This is a genomic window from Mycobacterium sp. pR1184 (assembly GCF_041287235.1).
Taxonomy (GTDB): Bacteria; Actinomycetota; Actinomycetes; order Mycobacteriales; family Mycobacteriaceae; genus Mycobacterium.
This window is the reverse complement of sequence record NZ_JBGGKR010000005.1, coordinates 241,882-257,863: the sequence shown is the minus strand read 5'-3', so window position 1 is coordinate 257,863 and position 15,982 is coordinate 241,882. Positions and strand designations below refer to the sequence as shown.

The 15,982-nt window shown below is 66.9% G+C and carries 18 protein-coding genes; 9 read left to right on the top strand and 9 right to left on the bottom strand.

The window, feature by feature from the left end; genetic code table 11:
• The first annotated feature begins 83 nt into the window (after positions 1 to 83).
• On the top strand, positions 84 to 773 hold the full coding sequence (locus ACAG21_RS11485) for a DUF427 domain-containing protein (protein WP_370496180.1): 690 nt from the start codon (positions 84 to 86) through the stop codon (positions 771 to 773).
• On the opposite strand, the gene ACAG21_RS11480 is transcribed toward ACAG21_RS11485, so the two are convergent.
• The 4 genes from ACAG21_RS11480 to ACAG21_RS11465 form a co-directional block, all read right to left on the bottom strand.
• Positions 742 to 1,473: a ZIP family metal transporter gene (locus ACAG21_RS11480; RefSeq protein WP_370496179.1), complete on the bottom strand. Its 732-nt coding sequence runs from the start codon at positions 1,471 to 1,473 to the stop codon at positions 742 to 744. The genes ACAG21_RS11485 and ACAG21_RS11480 overlap by 32 nt on opposite strands.
• A gap of 83 nt (positions 1,474 to 1,556) precedes the next feature.
• Positions 1,557 to 2,738: an acyl-CoA dehydrogenase family protein gene (locus tag ACAG21_RS11475; RefSeq protein ID WP_370496178.1), complete on the bottom strand. Its 1,182-nt coding sequence runs from the start codon at positions 2,736 to 2,738 to the stop codon at positions 1,557 to 1,559.
• Positions 2,738 to 3,652 (bottom strand): LLM class F420-dependent oxidoreductase, encoded by a 915-nt coding sequence (locus ACAG21_RS11470; protein WP_370496177.1) that lies wholly within the window; start codon positions 3,650 to 3,652, stop codon positions 2,738 to 2,740. Before ACAG21_RS11470 ends, ACAG21_RS11475 begins: the two co-directional genes overlap by 1 nt.
• Positions 3,653 to 3,667: 15 nt before the next feature.
• Positions 3,668 to 4,552, bottom strand: coding sequence for an acyl-CoA thioesterase (locus tag ACAG21_RS11465; RefSeq protein WP_370496176.1), 885 nt, complete (start codon positions 4,550 to 4,552; stop codon positions 3,668 to 3,670).
• A 143-nt stretch (positions 4,553 to 4,695) separates the two neighbouring features.
• Here ACAG21_RS11465 and ACAG21_RS11460 point away from each other — a divergent pair, with 143 nt between their 5' ends.
• Genes ACAG21_RS11460 through ACAG21_RS11445 form a run of 4 tightly spaced genes read left to right on the top strand, consistent with a single transcriptional unit; the run spans position 4,696 to position 7,496 of the window.
• On the top strand, positions 4,696 to 5,172 hold the full coding sequence (locus tag ACAG21_RS11460; RefSeq protein ID WP_370496175.1) for an SRPBCC family protein: 477 nt from the start codon (positions 4,696 to 4,698) through the stop codon (positions 5,170 to 5,172).
• Positions 5,173 to 5,227: 55 nt separating this feature from the next.
• Complete coding sequence (locus ACAG21_RS11455) at positions 5,228 to 6,055, top strand: SMP-30/gluconolactonase/LRE family protein (RefSeq protein WP_370496174.1); 828 nt, start codon at positions 5,228 to 5,230, stop codon at positions 6,053 to 6,055.
• A 20-nt stretch (positions 6,056 to 6,075) separates the two neighbouring features.
• A complete protein-coding gene (locus ACAG21_RS11450) occupies positions 6,076 to 6,897 on the top strand; it encodes a thioesterase family protein (RefSeq protein ID WP_370496173.1) in 822 nt (273 codons plus the stop codon).
• A gap of 47 nt (positions 6,898 to 6,944) precedes the next feature.
• Positions 6,945 to 7,496 (top strand): TetR/AcrR family transcriptional regulator, encoded by a 552-nt coding sequence (locus ACAG21_RS11445; RefSeq protein WP_096283769.1) that lies wholly within the window; start codon positions 6,945 to 6,947, stop codon positions 7,494 to 7,496.
• A gap of 81 nt (positions 7,497 to 7,577) precedes the next feature.
• Here the strand turns inward: ACAG21_RS11445 and ACAG21_RS11440 are convergent, their stop codons facing one another.
• From ACAG21_RS11440 to ACAG21_RS11430, 3 genes are read right to left on the bottom strand one after another with little or no spacing between them, the layout of a single operon-like run.
• Positions 7,578 to 8,927 (bottom strand): FAD-binding oxidoreductase, encoded by a 1,350-nt coding sequence (locus tag ACAG21_RS11440; protein ID WP_370496172.1) that lies wholly within the window; start codon positions 8,925 to 8,927, stop codon positions 7,578 to 7,580.
• 25 nt (positions 8,928 to 8,952) lie between these two features.
• On the bottom strand, positions 8,953 to 9,696 hold the full coding sequence (locus ACAG21_RS11435) for a glucose 1-dehydrogenase (protein WP_370496171.1): 744 nt from the start codon (positions 9,694 to 9,696) through the stop codon (positions 8,953 to 8,955).
• A 16-nt stretch (positions 9,697 to 9,712) separates the two neighbouring features.
• Positions 9,713 to 10,813, bottom strand: coding sequence for a diacylglycerol kinase (locus tag ACAG21_RS11430; protein ID WP_370496170.1), 1,101 nt, complete (start codon positions 10,811 to 10,813; stop codon positions 9,713 to 9,715).
• A 182-nt stretch (positions 10,814 to 10,995) separates the two neighbouring features.
• Between ACAG21_RS11430 and ACAG21_RS11425 the strand changes: the two genes are divergently transcribed.
• The 4 genes from ACAG21_RS11425 (at position 10,996) to ACAG21_RS11410 (ending at position 14,147) form a co-directional block, all read left to right on the top strand.
• Positions 10,996 to 11,889, top strand: a complete 894-nt coding sequence (locus ACAG21_RS11425; protein WP_370496169.1) for an alpha/beta hydrolase — start codon at positions 10,996 to 10,998, stop codon at positions 11,887 to 11,889.
• A 118-nt stretch (positions 11,890 to 12,007) separates the two neighbouring features.
• Positions 12,008 to 12,298, top strand: coding sequence for a YiaA/YiaB family inner membrane protein (locus ACAG21_RS11420; protein ID WP_370496168.1), 291 nt, complete (start codon positions 12,008 to 12,010; stop codon positions 12,296 to 12,298).
• Positions 12,299 to 12,346: 48 nt separating this feature from the next.
• Complete coding sequence (gene macS, locus ACAG21_RS11415) at positions 12,347 to 13,492, top strand: MacS family sensor histidine kinase (RefSeq protein ID WP_370496167.1); 1,146 nt, start codon at positions 12,347 to 12,349, stop codon at positions 13,490 to 13,492.
• A complete protein-coding gene (locus ACAG21_RS11410; RefSeq protein WP_370496166.1) occupies positions 13,485 to 14,147 on the top strand; it encodes a response regulator in 663 nt (220 codons plus the stop codon). Before macS ends, ACAG21_RS11410 begins: the two co-directional genes overlap by 8 nt.
• Here ACAG21_RS11410 and ACAG21_RS11405 read toward each other — a convergent pair.
• Positions 14,144 to 14,617, bottom strand: a complete 474-nt coding sequence (locus ACAG21_RS11405; RefSeq protein ID WP_370496165.1) for a hypothetical protein — start codon at positions 14,615 to 14,617, stop codon at positions 14,144 to 14,146. The two genes, ACAG21_RS11410 and ACAG21_RS11405, sit on opposite strands and share 4 nt — an antisense overlap.
• The gene (locus tag ACAG21_RS11400) at positions 14,614 to 15,906 is read right to left on the bottom strand and encodes an acyltransferase (protein ID WP_370496164.1); all 1,293 of its coding nucleotides are present in this window, start codon (positions 15,904 to 15,906) and stop codon (positions 14,614 to 14,616) included. The genes ACAG21_RS11405 and ACAG21_RS11400 overlap by 4 nt, the downstream gene beginning before the upstream one ends.
• Between the last annotated feature and the right edge of the window lie 76 nt (positions 15,907 to 15,982).

Below are 15,982 nucleotides of genomic sequence, written 5' to 3'. Positions count from 1 at the left end.
ACCGCGCACTTGCCCCCGGTCAGCTCGCCTTGAGCTGACCCCGTCGCCCCGAAGAAGCGGTCGCCGGCGTTAACCTGGGCACCATGAGTCTGGTTGCCGGACGTGGTCCGCTCAGCCGGGATCCGGCCGGGCGGTTCGCTCCCCCGATTCCCGGTGACGTGATCTACATCGAGCCACACCCGCGCCGCGTGCAGGCATTCAAGGACGGACGTCTGGTGATCGACACCGAGCAGGTGCTGATGGTGCACCGGCAGGGCCACCCGCTGAGCTATCTGTTCCGCGCCGACGAAGTCGGCGGCCTGCCGGCCGAACCCGATTCGGCGGCACCGGGTTTCGTGCACGTGCCGTGGGATGCCGTCGACACCTGGCTGGAGGAAGGCCGCAAGCTCGTTCACTACCCGCCGAACCCGTATCATCGGGTCGACTGCCGGCCCACCACGCGTCACCTGCGCGTCAGCGTCGCGGACACCGTGCTGGTCGATACCGGCGACACCATGATCGTTTTCGAGACCGCGCTGCAGCCAAGGCTTTACGTCGATCCCGCGCATGTGCGGACCGATCTGCTGCGCCCTTCAGAGACGACGAGTTATTGCAACTACAAGGGATTCGCGACGTACTGGTCGGTGGGCGATGTCGAGGACATCGCGTGGAGCTATCCCGATCCGCCGCCGGAAAGCCTGCCCATCAAGGGTTTTCTGAGTTTTGACGGCGCGCGTGGCGACGTGCGTGCCGAATTGCCGCTCAGCTGGCCAGCGCCACGATCGCAAACATGAACAGCACCCCGCCGACCGTGCATGCCAAGGTGGCCGCAGTGCGATGTCCGGTGTGTGCTTTCGGCAGAATGTCGGCGCTCGCCAGGTACATCAGGAATCCCGCGAAGAAGCCGAGGTAGACCGCGAGCAGCCGGTGAGGAATCGTCACCAGCAGCGTGAGGGCCGCACCGAGGACCGGCGCGACGGCATCAGCGACCAGCAGGGTCAGCGCCCTTCGGCGGTCATTGCCATAGATCGACGTCACCGTGTACGTGTTGAAGCCGTCCGCGAAGTCGTGGCCGATCACCGCCACCGCGACCACTGTGCCCGCTCCCGCCCCCGCCTGGAAAGCGGCACCGATGGCGAATCCGTCCATCACGCTGTGGCCCACCAGCCCCGCTGCCGCCAACAACCCAATGCTGGGTGCGTCCGCGATCACCGCGTCGTTCATCGTTTGACTGCGATGAATACCGACGGTGTGTTCGACGATGTGCAGCACGAGAAAGCCGAGAACGAACGCCACGAGGGGAGCAGGAATGCCGAACAGCATCCACACGTCGCCATGGCTCAGCGCTTCGGGCAGCAGGTCGAAGCTCACCGCACCGAGCATCAACCCGGCGGCCAAGCCGAGTACGAGATATCGGTAGGAGGCGATACGTAGCGCCGCATATCCGCCGGACAACGTCGTGAGGAACGAACAGAAGGCCACCAGAACGACCACCGCGCGGTCTACCTTTCCGCCGTCCGTCCACTCGGAGCAGCACGGCCTCAAGCGTATGACGCGACCCGGTTGAAAGAGAGTTGCTAACCGCCGTAGCTGGGGCGCCCGAGCTTCAGCTCGTGCTGGGCGATCATGTTGCGGAAGACCTCCATCGTGCCGCCGTAGATCCCGGCGGGCACGCCGTGGCGGAAGATGAACTCGACGGCCCCGTTGTCCGCGGAACCCGTTGTGTCGGTGGGCAATGCCGATGCCATCCCCAGCATGTCCATCAATTCCGGTGAGACGTCGCGCATGGTCTGGATGAGCGCGACGCGTCCGTAGATCCCGGGAGTCGACAGCGCCGCCTCGATGCGGGCCATGGCGCGCCCGAGCCGGTATTTCGTCGACTCGTCGTCGATCGGGCGCTGCCCGTTGGCATTCGGCTTGGACAGGATCGCCGCGACTCCGTCGGCCGCCTCGGCCATCAGCTGGCCGTGCTCCGACATCATCGAAACATTCTGCAGGCCATGGTCTTCGGTCTCGGTAATGCCGTGTTCGGCGTCCAGGGCGAACCGCATGACCGTCCAGCCGGCGTTGATCTCGCCGATGCGGTAGAGATCGTCGACCCGCACGTCGCTGTAATACACGATGTTGGTGCGGTCGCCGTCCAGCGTGCGGATGCCCTGGATCTCGATGCCGTCGGAATCCAGCGGCACCAGAAACATGGTCAGGCTCTTGTGTTTCGGCGCTTGCGGATCGGTGTTGGTGAGCAGGAAGACGTACTTGGCGTTCTGCGCGTTCGAGGTGAACATCTTGGACCCGTTGATAACCCAGCTCGATCCATCCGCTTCCCGTACGGCTCGGGTCTTGCAGGTCGCGACGTCCGAGCCGCCCTCCGGTTCGGTGTAGCCCAGGCATAGCCGAATCTCACCGGACAGCACGCCCGGCAGTACCGCGTCGACGAGTTCGGGTTTCCCGAATTGCTTGACCAAACGCGCGACGACCGCGGTGGTGCCCCAGTGGAACCATGGCGTGTGGGCACGGCCGACCTCGAGATGAAAGATTCGCCGGCGCACCGGATCGAATCCCCCCTCGGACTCCTGCTTGAAATCCGACGCCAGATAACCCTCGGCGGCCAGCGCCAAATGCACTGGCTCACTGAAGTTTTCACCCGTCTCCCGATCACGGCGCAACACCTCGTCGGTGACGTGTTCGGCGATGAACGCCCGGGTATGGTCCAAGAATTCCCGGTCCGCGGGCGAAAGGTCGACGTAGGAGAAGTCCATTACGCCGCGTCGATCACGAGGCTGCGAAAACGATCAAGGGTCTCCAGCGCGTGCCCAATGCTGTCGCCGGGCAGGTGGACGCTGACCCAGGTGACCCCGAGCTTCGCCAACCTGTCCAAGCCTTCGAGGTAAGCGTCGGCATTGAAGTCGTCGTCGGTAATGCTGCCGCCCTCGAAGTTGGTGAAGGTGATGTCGATTGCCGACCAGTCCCTGCCCTCAGCATCGCAACGGCGCCGCAGATCGTCGATGCCGGCGGTGAGCTTGTCCAGCGAGTCGATGACCGCGGTGCCGGCGGTCTGCGCCAGCTGCGGCGGGGCGGGGAACGGGCACCAGCCGTCGCCGTACTGGGCTACCCGCTGACGAGACGCCGTGGTGTTGCCGCCGATCCAAATCGGCGGGCTGCTCGGCGGGCGCGGGTGCGCGGTGATGCCACGGGCGCTGAAATGCTTTCCCTCAAAGGTGATGTCGTCGCCGCTCCAGATAGCCCGGATCACTTGCAGGGATTCCTCGAACAGCTCGGCGCGCTCGTCGTAGCCGACACCGAGCGCCGCGAACTCACGCTTGAGGTAGCCGACGCCGACCGCGAGCGTGAAGCGGCCTCCGGAGAGCAGATCGAGGGTGGCACCGGATTTGGCCACCACGAACGGGTTTCGATAGGGCAGTACCACGATGTTGGGGATCAACCGCAGCGTCGACGTGGTGGCCGCCGCGAAACCCAATGCGACGAACGGATCTAGCGCATCGTGACCGCCGGCCTCCAGCCAGCGCTGCGACGGCGCCGGATGATCGGTGAAGCCGAATCCGTGGATGCCGGCCGCCTCGGTGGCCGCGGCCACCTTCCCGATGCCGTCCCCGCCGACCAGCTCCGGGTTGTAGGGGTGGCTGTGCATCGGATGAGTGATCGTGAAGCGCATCGCCGATTCCAGCCGTCAGAAGCGGGCGCGCGAGTCGATCGCGGTGTCGCTGGTGCGCAGCGGCCGGATCAGCGCCTCTTGTGCGAAGGAAGCCAGCAGCTCGCCTTCTTCGGAATGCACGGTGCCGCGCACGTACGACATGCCCGCGCCGACCTGGGTGCTCTCATGTGTGTAGAGCAGCCAGCCGGTCCAGTCCACGGGTTCGTGGAACGCCACCGAGATGCTCATCGGTGCAGTGGACACGGTCAGGTGCGCCTGGGCGGTGCCGATGCCCTCATGCGCGCGCATCGTGGTGGAGATGCCGAGATGGCCGGTGAAATACGCCAGCAGCGCCTTGGCCAGATCGTCTCGGGTAGGAATCGGGTCATAGTGCAGCCACGCGTACAGCTCCGGCGGGCCGACCTCGTCGGGGCTGTTCACGTCGACGACGTCGACCAGCCGCAGCTCCCGGCCGACCATCGGCATCGGCGAGTGGTGGGCGTCGGCCGGGGCCGCCACGTCGGGCTTGGGCAGGTGATGGCGGATCACGTCGTCGGTGGGGACGTCGGCCAGCACCGTGATGCTCAGGCAACGCCGGCCGTTCTGATGCACGGCGACCACGGCGGTCGCGGTCGATCGGCCCTCGGACACCACGTCGATGACGAGCTCGATCGGCGGGCCGACCGTCACGGCGCGGGAGAACACGGCGTGCGCCGAGCGCACCGCCTTGTCCGGGAAGCGTTTGGCCACCGCGACGATCGCCTGGGCCAGCACCTGAGTGCCTTCCACCACCTGGCGTTCGTCGCCGACGGCGATGCCGGTTTCACCGGTGAACCGGTCGTCGTCCCCGTCGGACCGCACATCAAACAGATCCAGCAGGCCCGCAACCGTCCATTCAGTCTGCTCAGATTCCGTGGTCAAATCCGATCCACCTCTCAGGTTGGCAGCTTCCGGCTCAGCGTGACACTTTGAGTAGGATTTGTAAAGGTTGGCTAACAAGACCGCGGCGGGCATGGCGGGCAGCACCCCTTCATGCCGCCGGAAAGCGCAGAGAGGCAACGTAATTGGGCATCGTGACGAGCACATCAGAGACCGCGTTCAGCCAGTCCGCCGAGACCGTGTACGACTTCGTCACCAACCCGGAGAACTGGACGAAGACCTATCCCGGCAGCGCGCACATCGGCAAACTGCCGCCGCTGCCGCTCAAGGTCGGCGACACCTGGGAGGAAGCCGGTCCCGACGGTGACCGGGTCTTCAGCTGGCAGCTGGCCGTCGCGGTGCGGCCCATCCAGTTCGTGTTCACCTCGATCGGGCGGCTGGGTCACGACCGCGACGGAAAGGGCGGGCTGGAGGGTCGCATCACGGTGTCCTACCGGTTCGCCCGCCCCGGCCAGGACATCACGCTGTTTTCCCGCACCATGACCATAGAGGCGCCCAAGCACGCCCCACTGCCCGACAAGCTCTTCGAGCAGGCCAATCCGGCGCGGATCGACGAGTATCACGCGGCCGTGGCGCGAGAGCTCGCCCGGGCAGCAGATTGACACCGGCGCCGCGAGTGCATGACACTTCTGCGATGTTTTGTAAAGGCCTGAGCCGATGACCCCCGAGGTGCTGGCCAACGGGTTCTGCTTCGGCGAAGGCCCCCGCTGGTTCGAGGGTCTGCTGTGGTTCTCCGACATGCTCGGCGAGGCCGTACACACCTCGACCCTGAGCGGCGCGCTCACCACGCTGCCGCTGCCGGGGCACTCGCCGTCGGGCCTGGGTTTTCGTCCCGACGGGTCACTGCTGATCGCTTCGGCCGAGGATCGGCGGGTGCTGCGCTACGACGGGGAAACCGTGGTGGAGATCGCCGATCTCACCGACCTGGTGCCGGCCAACCTCGGCGACATGGTCATCGACGACATTGGGCGCGCCTACATCGGATCCCAGGCCCGAAGCGGCGGCGTCATCGTCCGTCTCGATCCCGACGACGGCACTGCCAGGGCCACTGTTGTGGCCGAGGACCTCGACTTCCCCAACGGCATGGTCATCACACCGGACCGCAGGACGCTGATCGTCGCCGAATCGACCGGCCGGCGGCTCACCGCGTTCACCATCGACGACGCCGGCGCGCTGCACGATCGGCGGGTCTTCGCGGACGGCCTGGACGGCCCGCCCGACGGCATCGCGCTGGACGCCGAGGGCGGGGTGTGGACGTCGATGACGCTGGCGCACCAATTCGAGCGGATCGTCGAGGGCGGCGCGGTGACCGATCGCATCGACATGGGCGAACGGGTCGCCATCGCCTGCGCGCTCGGCGGCCCCGAGCGGCGCATCCTGTTTCTGCTGTCGAGCACCGACGCCTATCCTCAGCGGCTGGTGGGCACCAAACTCTCGCGGCTCGACGCCGTGCAGGTTGCCACGCCCGGCGCCGGGCTGCCCTGAGACACCCGAGAGGGAGACACGTGACCGACTCGTACTACGAGCTGATCGACCCCGCCAGCGCACCCGGCGAGAAGTTCCGGGCGACCGACCTGGCCCGCGGCACCTGGTCGGCGGCCATCCAGCACGGCGGTCCGGTGTCGGCACTGCTGGTCCGGGCATTGGAACGTTGCGAGCAGCGCGACGACAACAGGCTGTCCCGGGTCGTGATCGACCTGCTGGGCGGCGTGCCCTCGGAAGGTGACATCTGGGTTCGTGCCGAATTGCAGCGGGCCGGCAAGCAGATCGAGTTGGTGAGCGCCGAGATGCTGGCTCCTGGCCCCGACGGCCGGCCCCGCCCCGTCGCGCGGGCCAGCGGCTGGCGGCTGCAGCAACAGGACACCCGGGCCGTCGCGCACGCGGCGGCCGAGCTGCCCGCACCGCGCACCGACGCGCGCAACCGTAATCTCAAGGCCCGCGAATGGGACCGCAACTACGTGCACAGCCTGGAGTGGCTTTGGCTGACCGAGCCGCTGACGCCGGGCCCCGGCGAATCGTGGATCAAGCCGGAGGTCGACCTGGTCCACGGCGAGACGATGACGCAGCTGGAGCGATTGTTCGCGGTGGCCGACTGCGCCAACGGCATCGGCAGCAAGCTCGACATCACCAAGTGGACGTTCTTGAACACCGACCTTGCGGTGCACGTGTTTCGGGTACCCGACGGGGACTGGGTCGGTATTCGTGCGGAAACCAGTTACGGACCGGACGGCATCGGGACGACGATCGGCACGTTGTACGACGAGCAGGGCGCGGTCGGCGCCATCCAGCAGTCCGTGCTGGTGCGCCGGCGTCCGCCCAAGGCCTGAGGGGATTCGGCGTGGCTAGTTCGGCAATACTTCGTAAAGTTTCAGATATGAGCCAGCCGGCCGGGGCGACGACAGAGACCGAGACCGACACCTCGACGCGTCAGCGGATCCTGTTGGCGACGGCCGAGGTGCTGGGCCGCAACGGCAAGACCAAACTCAGCCTGTCCGAGGTCGCCGCCCAGGCCGGGGTCTCGCGTCCCACCCTGTATCGCTGGTTCGCGTCCAAAGAGGAGCTGCTGACCGCGTTCTCGCAGTATGAGCGCCAGCTGTTCGAAAGCGGACTGGTGCGGGCCACCGCAGGGCTCAAGGGCTACGACAAGCTGGACGCCGTGCTGCGATTCATCGTCGAGTACCAGCATTCGTACTCGGGCGTGCGCATGGTCGACGTCGAACCCGAGCACACGATCGCCGAGTTCGCCCACGTCATCCCGCAGATGCGCGACGGCCTGCAACGGCACCTGCCCGGGCCCAACGCCGCGGTCAAGGCCGCGACCGTGATCCGGATCGCCATCTCGCACTACATCGTTCGCAGCGACGACGCTGAGCAGTTCCTGGCCCAGCTGCGCCACGCCGTCGGCATCAAACCCGCGGCCGACTAGCACCCGTTTTCCGCGAAACTGTATTCCGCTACCTATTTCCCGAGAAGAGCCGTCGCGGAATACAGTTTCGCGACAAGCACATTAGTCGAACAGCACCGCCGCGTTGAGGTAGCCGGTCGGGTCGAGTGCGGCTTTGACCGACCGCATTGCCGCGATATCGGTTGACTGCCTTGACATTTCGAGGTAAGCACGCTTGCGGCTGCCGACGCCGTGTTCGGAGCTGACGTTGCCCCCGCACCGCGCGATCAGATCCATCATCGGCCCGTAGAGCGCCTTCTCCCGATCCAGCGGCACCCGCAGCACGTTGAGGTGCAGGTTGCCCTCCCCGACATGTCCGAACAACACCGGTATGGCGTCGCTGACCTGCTCGCGAATCAGCGCGACCGCCTCGTGCGCGAATCCGGCGATAGCAGCCAACGGCAGCGACACGTCGAACTTCAGCGGTGGCCCGTACACACCGAGCACCTCGGCCAGCGATTCGCGAACCCGCCAGAGTCGTTGCTGGGCAACAACATCCACACCCACCGCGGGCTCGGCGGACAGCGGCGCATCGGCGAGCAGGTCAGCCAGCCGTTCGGTCTGATCGTGGTCGGCGGCCAGCTCGATCAGCAGCAGCCAGTCCGCCTCGACCGGTGCGGCGATTCCGAGATGCTCGGCGGTCAGCGCGCCGGCCCGGCCGTCGATCAACTCGAGTGCGGCGATCCCGTCCACGTCCCGGAAGGCGCGGCCGGTGGCGACCAGCGCGTCGAGATCCTCGAAGCCGCACACCGCGGTCACCCGGTGCGTCGGCGTCGGATGTAGCCGTAGATCCAGCGCGGTGATCACCCCGAGGGTGCCCTCCGCGCCCACGAACAGCGCGGGCAGGTCGTATCCGGTGTTGTCGCTGCGCACCAGGCTGTGCCGGCGCATCAGCGACCCGTCGGGCAGCACCACGTCCAGGCCGACGACCTGCTCGCCCATGTTGCCGTACCGGACGGTGCGCAGCCCGCCGGCATTCGTCGAGGCCATGCCGCCGATGGTCGCGGTGTCGCGTGCGGCGAGGTCGACGCCGAACACCAGACCCGCCGCGGTCGCGGCGCGTTGCACGGCGGCCAACGTGGCTCCGGCACCGACCGAGATGCGACGCTCGATGGTATCGACATCGCCTAGCGCACAAAGCCTTTCGGTGGACAGCAGCACATCGTCGTGCTCTGGCACGGTACCTGCGACGAGCGAGGTGCGGCCGCCCTGCACGGTGACGTGGGCTCCGGCGTCGCGGCACAACCGCAACACCTCGGCGACCTCCTCGGCCGAACCCGGACGCACCAGCAGGCTGGCCTTGCCGCGGTAGCGACCGGTGTGGTCGACGCTGCGCCCGGACAGCACGTCGGGGTCGGTGACGACGTGATTAGACCCGACGATCCCACTGAGGTCCCCGAGGCTGCCTGGCATGTTCGCGGTTATAGCACCCCGAGCGTCAGAACAGGTCCTTGTGGTTCACGTCGGTGATCAGTCCGCCGTCCATGATGAACTCACTGCCGGTCGAGTAGGACGACTCGTCGCTGGCTAGGAACAGGATGAACGTCGCGACCTCCCGCACCTGTCCGGGCCGGCCCAGCGGAATGGTCACCATGTCCTCGGGCAGATGCTTGGTCATCGGCGTCTTGATGAAGCCGGGGTGCACGGAGTTGACCCGGATGTTGTGGGGCGCCAGCTCCAGGGCGGCCGACTTGGCCAGGCCACGAACTCCCCACTTGGACGCGACGTAGGGGTGCACCATGGGTGCGCCGCGCAGGCCCTCGATCGACGACACGTTGATGATCGAGCCCCCGCCGGCCGCGATCATCGGCTCGACGGCCACCCGCATGCCCAGGAAGGTCCCGGTCAGGTTGACGTCGATGACCTTCTGCCACTTGGCCAGGTCGAAGCTCTTGAGCGGGCCAAGGGCGACGGTGCCGGCGTTGTTGACCAGCACGTTGAGCTTCCCGAATTCATTGATCGCGGTGGCGACCGCGGCGTCCCACTGGTCGGGCTGCGTCACGTCGAGATGGACATAGCGCGCGGAGTCGCCGATCTCGTCGGCCAGTGCCTTGCCCTGGTCGTCGAGGATGTCGCCGATCACCACCTTGGCGCCCTCCTCGACGAGCAGGCGAGCGTCTTCGGCGCCCATACCGCCCGCGGCGCCACTGATAAGTGCAACTTTTCCGTCTACCCGACCCACGGAGGGTCTCCTTTCGTTAGGTGGTCACCAAAGTGCTTGGTGCGTAAAGGCCTTTGCCGGTCACCAGCGGCAGATCGAGGGTGGTCCGGATGCCCGGCGGTGCCGCGATCACGGCAGGGATGGCGTTGACGACGCGGCCCGCGGCTCCGGCGATCGCGGCGTGGTTGTGGTCGCCCTTGCGGCTGCTCGGAATGATGTCGACGGCGTAGGACGGTTCGCCGGTGATCTCGACGCGGTAGGAGCCGTCGCCGGAGGCGGGCTGGGGCAGGTCGGGGCGCAGGTCAGGCCGCAGCCGGGTGACATGCTCGATGACGATCGCGGGGTGGCCCTTGACCATGCCGCGAATCTCGAACTGCAGCACCGCCACGGTGCCCTTGGCCACGTGGCCGATCGCGATGTCGAAGTCTTCCGGCGCCGGTTCGCGCTGGTAGGACTCGCTGATCTCGTCGACCTCGATACCGAGACCGGCCGCCAGCTGACGGATGGCGGTGCCCCACGCGATGCTGAGAATGCCGGGTTGCAGCAGCATCGGGATTTCGTCCATCGGCTTGGCGAACCCCATGTAGTCCATCACCTCGGTCCCGTTGTACGAGGCGTAGTCGTGAATCTCCATGCAGCGCACCTGCTCGATGCGCTGGCAGGTGCCCGCGAGCGCGAACGGGATCAGGTCGTTGGCGAAGCCCGGATCGACGCCGCTGATGAAGATGCTCGAATTGCCTTGCTGGGCAGCGTCTTCCACGCGGGCGATGTATTTGTCGGGCATCACGCCCCAGGGAAACTGCAGCAGCCCGGGCGAGGATCCGACGACGTTGATGCCAGCGGCCAAAATGCGCATCACGTCGGCCATCGCGTCGGGCAGCCGGGTGTCGCCCATCGCGCAGTAGACGACGCATTCGGGTTTGGCGGCGATGATGGCGTCCAGGTCGTTGACGGCCTTGATACCGGTGACCGTGGGGGCATCCAGGCCGACGCCGCACAATTCCCCGGCGTCTTTGCCCACCTTCTCCGACGTGGACACGTTGACGCCGGTCAGTTCGAACTGCGGGTTGGCGATCAGTTCGGCCAGGGCCAGGCCCCCGACATTTCCGGTACCGACGTGCGCGACGCGGATTACCATCTTCAGTCTCCGTCCCTTGCAGCCTGGAAAACTTTTCTAGACACTAGTCCACTATTTTTGTGCCGCCTACCGGGGTCTTGCGGGTTAGGACGCGATCGCTGGCGAGCGTAAGCACACGGCGAAAAATCGAGCGCAATCTCGTGGTGTGCTTACGCTCGCGAGCAGGCAAGAATGGAGTGTCGATGACTCAGCGCGAAGATGTGCAATTCACCTCCGGTGGTGACCGGATCAGCGCGTGGCTGTATCGGCCCGCCGGCGGCAGCGATGCACCGCTATTGGTGATGGCACACGGCCTGGGTGGGGTGCGCACCATGCGCCTGGATGCCTACGCCGAGCGGTTCAGCGCGGCCGGCTACGCCTGCCTGGTCTTCGACTACCGCAACTTCGGCGACAGCGAAGGTCAGCCGCGCCAGGTCCTCGACATCGACATGCAGCTCGCCGACTGGGCCGCCGCGGTGGCCTACGCCCGCACCCTCGACAGCATCGACCACGATCGAATCGCGTTGTGGGGCACCTCTTTTGCGGGTGGTCATGTGATCACCACGGCCGCCCGGCTGCCCGGCACCGCGGCGGTCATCGCACAATGCCCGTTCACCTACGGCCTGGCGTCAGCCCGCACGATCTCCCATCCGCTGGCCACCGCGCGCATCACCGCACGCGCGATTCGCGACATCATCGGCGCCCGGCTGGGCCGGCCTCCGGTGATGATCGCCACCGCGGGCAAGCCCGGGGACGTCGCACTGATGACTACGCCCGACTCCTACGCGGGCTACCTGCGGCTGGTCCCCGACGGTGTCCAACTGCGCAACGAGATCGCGGCACGCATCACGCCGAAAATCTTCACCTACCGCCCGGGGCTGCTCACCCCGAAGATCGGCTGCCCAATCCTGTTCTGCGTGTGCGAATACGACTCGCTGGCGCCGGCGGATGCCACCCTGCGACACGCGGCCAAGGCGCCGCGCGGCGAGGTGCACACCTACCCCGAGGGCCATTTCGCGATCTACGTCGACGACGCTTTCGAGCGGGTGGTCGCCGATCAGATCGCGTTCCTCGACAAGCATCTGCGCCGAGCATGACGCTGGCGTCACGTTGGGCGCCGAGCGTGAAGCCAGCGTGACACTCGAGGGCCGAGACGCCCGAATCTGAGTAGTCCTACCCTGTCCGGTGCGGCCACGCTTTCGCATCCTGGGATACATGGATATTCCCAATGGCATTTCGAAGAACACCCCAGCCTTTTTCCTCCAGGCCGCGATCGCGTTCGGCGTCAGTTTCGTCAGCGCGCTCGGCGGGATCTTCTATCTCCCGCTCGACGCATGGCAGCGACTGTTCCTCGGCATCACCGTGTTGTTCCTCGTCTCCAGCGCGTTCACCCTGGCAAAGGTGATCCGCGATCAGCAGGAGGCCGCGACCGTGCGGGTGCGTCTGGATGAGGCGCGCATGGAGAAGCTGTTCGCCGAGCACAATCCGTTCACCACCGCGACCTGATCCCTGGGCGCGCCCGCGCCGGGGCGTCCCCGACTTATGCTGAGCGCAATGACGCGCCCTAATCCCGATCCGACGGCGCCGCTGTGGCGCGCGGCGCAGGTGTTCCGGCTGCTGAGTTGCCTTTACGCGCTGGGCTTTCAGATCGCCATCAACCCGGACCTGCGCCGGCCCGCGCTGGGTTGGGTGTTGTTCGCGGTGCTGATCGGATGGAGCGCGGTCTGCGCGATCGCCTACCTGCGCGGGTTCGGCCGACGGCCGGCGTGGGTGGTCACCGAGATCGTGGTCGTCGTACTGCTCATGTGGTCCAACCGGGTGGTCACGTTTGACCACTGGGCCTCGGAGAACCAGACCTGGCCGACGACATTGTGGGCCAGCAATCCCACGATCTCGGCCGCGATCCAGCTCGGTCCCGTCCGCGGCATGCTGACCGGACTGGTGGTGATGGCGACCAATTTCGCGGTCAAGAATTACTTCGACCTCAACATGAGCCACAACGCCACGATCATGATCGAGCTGGCGATCGGCATGGCCATAGGTTTGGCCGCCCAAACCGCGCGACGCGCCCACGCGGATCTGCAACGCGCCGCTGCGCTGTCCGCCGCGGTGCAAGAGCGCGAGCGGCTGTCCCGCGAGGTGCACGATGGCGCCATCCAGGTGCTCGCGCTGGTCGCCAAGCGCGGACATGAAATCGGCGGCCCCACAGCGGAATTAGCCGACTTGGCCAGCGAGCAGGAACGCGCGCTGCGACGATGGGTCACCGCCACCGGCATCGACGAGTACGGGGACCGCACGACGATCGATCTGCGCACGCTGCTGCGCCACCGAGAATCCGACCGCGTCTCGCTGAGCGTGCCGGGCACGGCGGTGGCGTTGCCGCGCCGGGTGGCCGCCGAGCTCGATGCCGCGGTGGGCAACGCCTTGGACAACGTTGCGGCGCACGCGGGCGCCGACGCCCACGCGTTCGTGCTGCTGGAGGATCTGGGCGATTCGGTGACGGTCAGCGTGCGTGACGACGGCGTAGGCATCGCCGACGGGCGACTGGAGGAAGCCGCTCAACAGGGACGCCTCGGAGTCTCGAAATCGATTGTGGGACGGCTCAATGCGCTGGGCGGCACCGCCCAGCTGCACAGCCGCCCGGGTGAAGGCACGGAGTGGGAACTGTGCGTCCCGCGCGACGGGGGATCAAATGACTGACGAAACCGCGGCGACGGTGATGGTGGTGGACGACCATCCGATCTGGCGCGACGCGGTTGCCCGCGACCTCGCCGAGGACGGATTCAACGTGGTCGCCACGGCCGACAGTGTGGCGGCCGCCCGCCGCCGGGCGGCCGTGGTCAAGCCGGACGTCGTGGTGATGGACATGCGCCTGTCCGACGGCGACGGCGCGCAGGCAACGGCCGAGGTATTGGCGGTCTCACCCGCCTCACGCGTGCTGGTGCTCTCGGCCTCGGATGAACGCGACGACGTCCTGGAGGCCGTCAAGGCCGGTGCCACCGGCTACCTCGTCAAGAGCGCCTCGAAAGCCGAACTGGCAGAAGCCGTCGAAGCCACCGCGGCTGGGCGGGCGGTGTTCACCCCCAGCCTGGCCGGACTGGTGCTCGGCGAGTACCGGCGCATCGCCCAGAGTAAGGACCCGGGGCCGGCCGGCCCCAGCCTGACCGAGCGCGAGACCGAGGTGTTGCGCCATGTGGCAAAGGGGTTGTCCGCCAAGCAGATTGCCGAGCGGCTGTCGTTGAGCCACCGCACCGTCGAAAACCACATCCAAGCGACCTTCCGCAAGCTGCAAGTCGCCAATCGGGTGGAGTTGACCCGCTACGCGATCGAGCACGGGCTGGACAGCGAACCCTAGGCCCGGTACGGCTGCTGCTTTGGCAACGAAATAGCCAGTGCAACAACAGCTATCGTGGCGACAAGGGTGTAGGCGAAGATGGCCCATGACACCGCCCCGGTGGGCAGTCCGGCCATCTGTTTGCCAAACACCAGCGGGGCCGGGACGAGGTGTGTCACCAGCAACAGGCCCGCCAGCAAGCCCGGCACCGATGCCACCAGGGTGACCCAGATGCCCGCGCGGCGGCGACACCACAGGATGACCGCGCCGATGAACAGCCCGGCCGCCGCGACGGCCTCCAGCAATGCCATCATCAGCAGGCCCATCCCCGTGGGCGCCGCCAGCAGCAGCGGAGACAAAAACCCAAGGCCGCGAACCAGTTTGGCCAGCTCCAGGTCGCAGGCGATAAAACCCAGTCCATGGACGGCCGCACCGGCCAGGGCGAGCAGTCCGGCCGCCACGGTGGCGGCCGACTGCAGCGGGGATTTCACGACCGCTCCCGAGCGGTCGCGGCCAGCGCCCGAGCGCCCAGCAGGGCGGTCACCATCGTCGCGACACACATCAGTCCATTGTCCTTCAGCCCCCACTTGATCGAGGCCAGGGTCGCTACGCCGGCGACGCACAGCAGCAGGCCCGCCGCCACACCCCGAGCGACCGAGGTGATCGCCCCGGCGCCGTCCCACCCGGCAAGCGGGTTGTTCTCCAGCGGCCGCAGCACCAGGAACAGCACCGCCACCACGGCGACCATCAGGATCAGTTGCATCACGCTGATGGCCAGGTAGTCCGGCCGGCCGGGGTAGCGAGGGTGACCGGTCAGATCGAAGAGCAGGTGCATGCCGAGCAGCGCGGGCATGTGCCACAGATACAGCGTCATCGCCCCGGAGTTGCCCAGTGCGGTCCACCACCACACGCGTGGCCGTTGCGCCCATCGGGTGATCGCGGGCATGGCCGCGATTGCCAGCGCGCTCAGGACAATGGCGTGGCCGGCCTGCAGCAGCGACGGCGGGCTGGTGTTGGACAGTCCGTGATGCCCGGTGCCGACCAGGCTGATTTCGTACGGCCCCCAGCACACCAGCGCGACGTCGACCGCGAACGCGACTGCGGCCGTCACCAGCGCGGCACGTCCGGGCAGCAGGCCGCGGCGGTACGCGACACCGAACATGGCAGGGATGAGCCAGACCGCCATGTTGAGGTAACCCAGCGCCGATGCGGCCGGCCAGTGCAGCCGGACGACGTCGATGGCGGCGATGACCCCATAGACCGCGGCCACGCCAGCAACGAAACGGGTGCGGGTGGTGATGCGGGCCATGGCCGGCATCGCGGCCAGCACCAGCACGTAGGCGCCGAGGAACCACAGCAGCTGAATGCTGACACCGGCGACGGGCTCGTAAATATGTTGGGGCAGAACGGGATACAGCAGAGTTAGCGCGATCGCCCAGAATCCGAGGTAGTAGAACACCGGCCGGAACAGCCTGGTGCAGCGTTTCATCAGCCAGCCGCCCCAGTTGGTGCCGGGCCGCCAGGACGACAGGCTCGCGGCGGCACCGGCGAAGAAGAACAGCGGCATGATTTGGAAGATCCAGGTGAGGGCCTGGAACACCACCGAGGTGGTCAGCAGGTTGTCCCAGATCAGCACGTGGTTGCGGATGACGCTGATGGCCATCACGGTGTGACCGGCCACCACGCCGATCAGCGAGACGATGCGGATGACGTCGAGGGCGCGGTCGCGATCGGCCGGCGTAGTGGCCGCCAGCTCGGCGGGGCTAGGAAGTGTTTGCACTCCAAAAGCATTGCCGGGCAGCGCCCCCCGGGACCCGCGCAGTTCTACGCGTTAAGCCTGAGTAGTTCTACTCAAA

Coding starts and splice junctions, on each gene's coding strand:
- ACAG21_RS11485 (WP_370496180.1), top strand. CDS start 84: ATGAGTCTGGTTGCCGGACGTGGTCCGCTCAGCCGGGATCCGGCCGGG.
- ACAG21_RS11475 (WP_370496178.1), bottom strand. CDS start 2,738: ATGGACTTCTCCTACGTCGACCTTTCGCCCGCGGACCGGGAATTCTTG.
- ACAG21_RS11470 (WP_370496177.1), bottom strand. CDS start 3,652: ATGCGCTTCACGATCACTCATCCGATGCACAGCCACCCCTACAACCCG.
- ACAG21_RS11455 (WP_370496174.1), top strand. CDS start 5,228: ATGACCCCCGAGGTGCTGGCCAACGGGTTCTGCTTCGGCGAAGGCCCC.
- ACAG21_RS11445 (WP_096283769.1), top strand. CDS start 6,945: ATGAGCCAGCCGGCCGGGGCGACGACAGAGACCGAGACCGACACCTCG.
- ACAG21_RS11440 (WP_370496172.1), bottom strand. CDS start 8,927: ATGCCAGGCAGCCTCGGGGACCTCAGTGGGATCGTCGGGTCTAATCAC.
- ACAG21_RS11430 (WP_370496170.1), bottom strand. CDS start 10,813: ATGGTAATCCGCGTCGCGCACGTCGGTACCGGAAATGTCGGGGGCCTG.
- ACAG21_RS11425 (WP_370496169.1), top strand. CDS start 10,996: ATGACTCAGCGCGAAGATGTGCAATTCACCTCCGGTGGTGACCGGATC.
- ACAG21_RS11420 (WP_370496168.1), top strand. CDS start 12,008: ATGGATATTCCCAATGGCATTTCGAAGAACACCCCAGCCTTTTTCCTC.
- macS (WP_370496167.1), top strand. CDS start 12,347: ATGACGCGCCCTAATCCCGATCCGACGGCGCCGCTGTGGCGCGCGGCG.
- ACAG21_RS11410 (WP_370496166.1), top strand. CDS start 13,485: ATGACTGACGAAACCGCGGCGACGGTGATGGTGGTGGACGACCATCCG.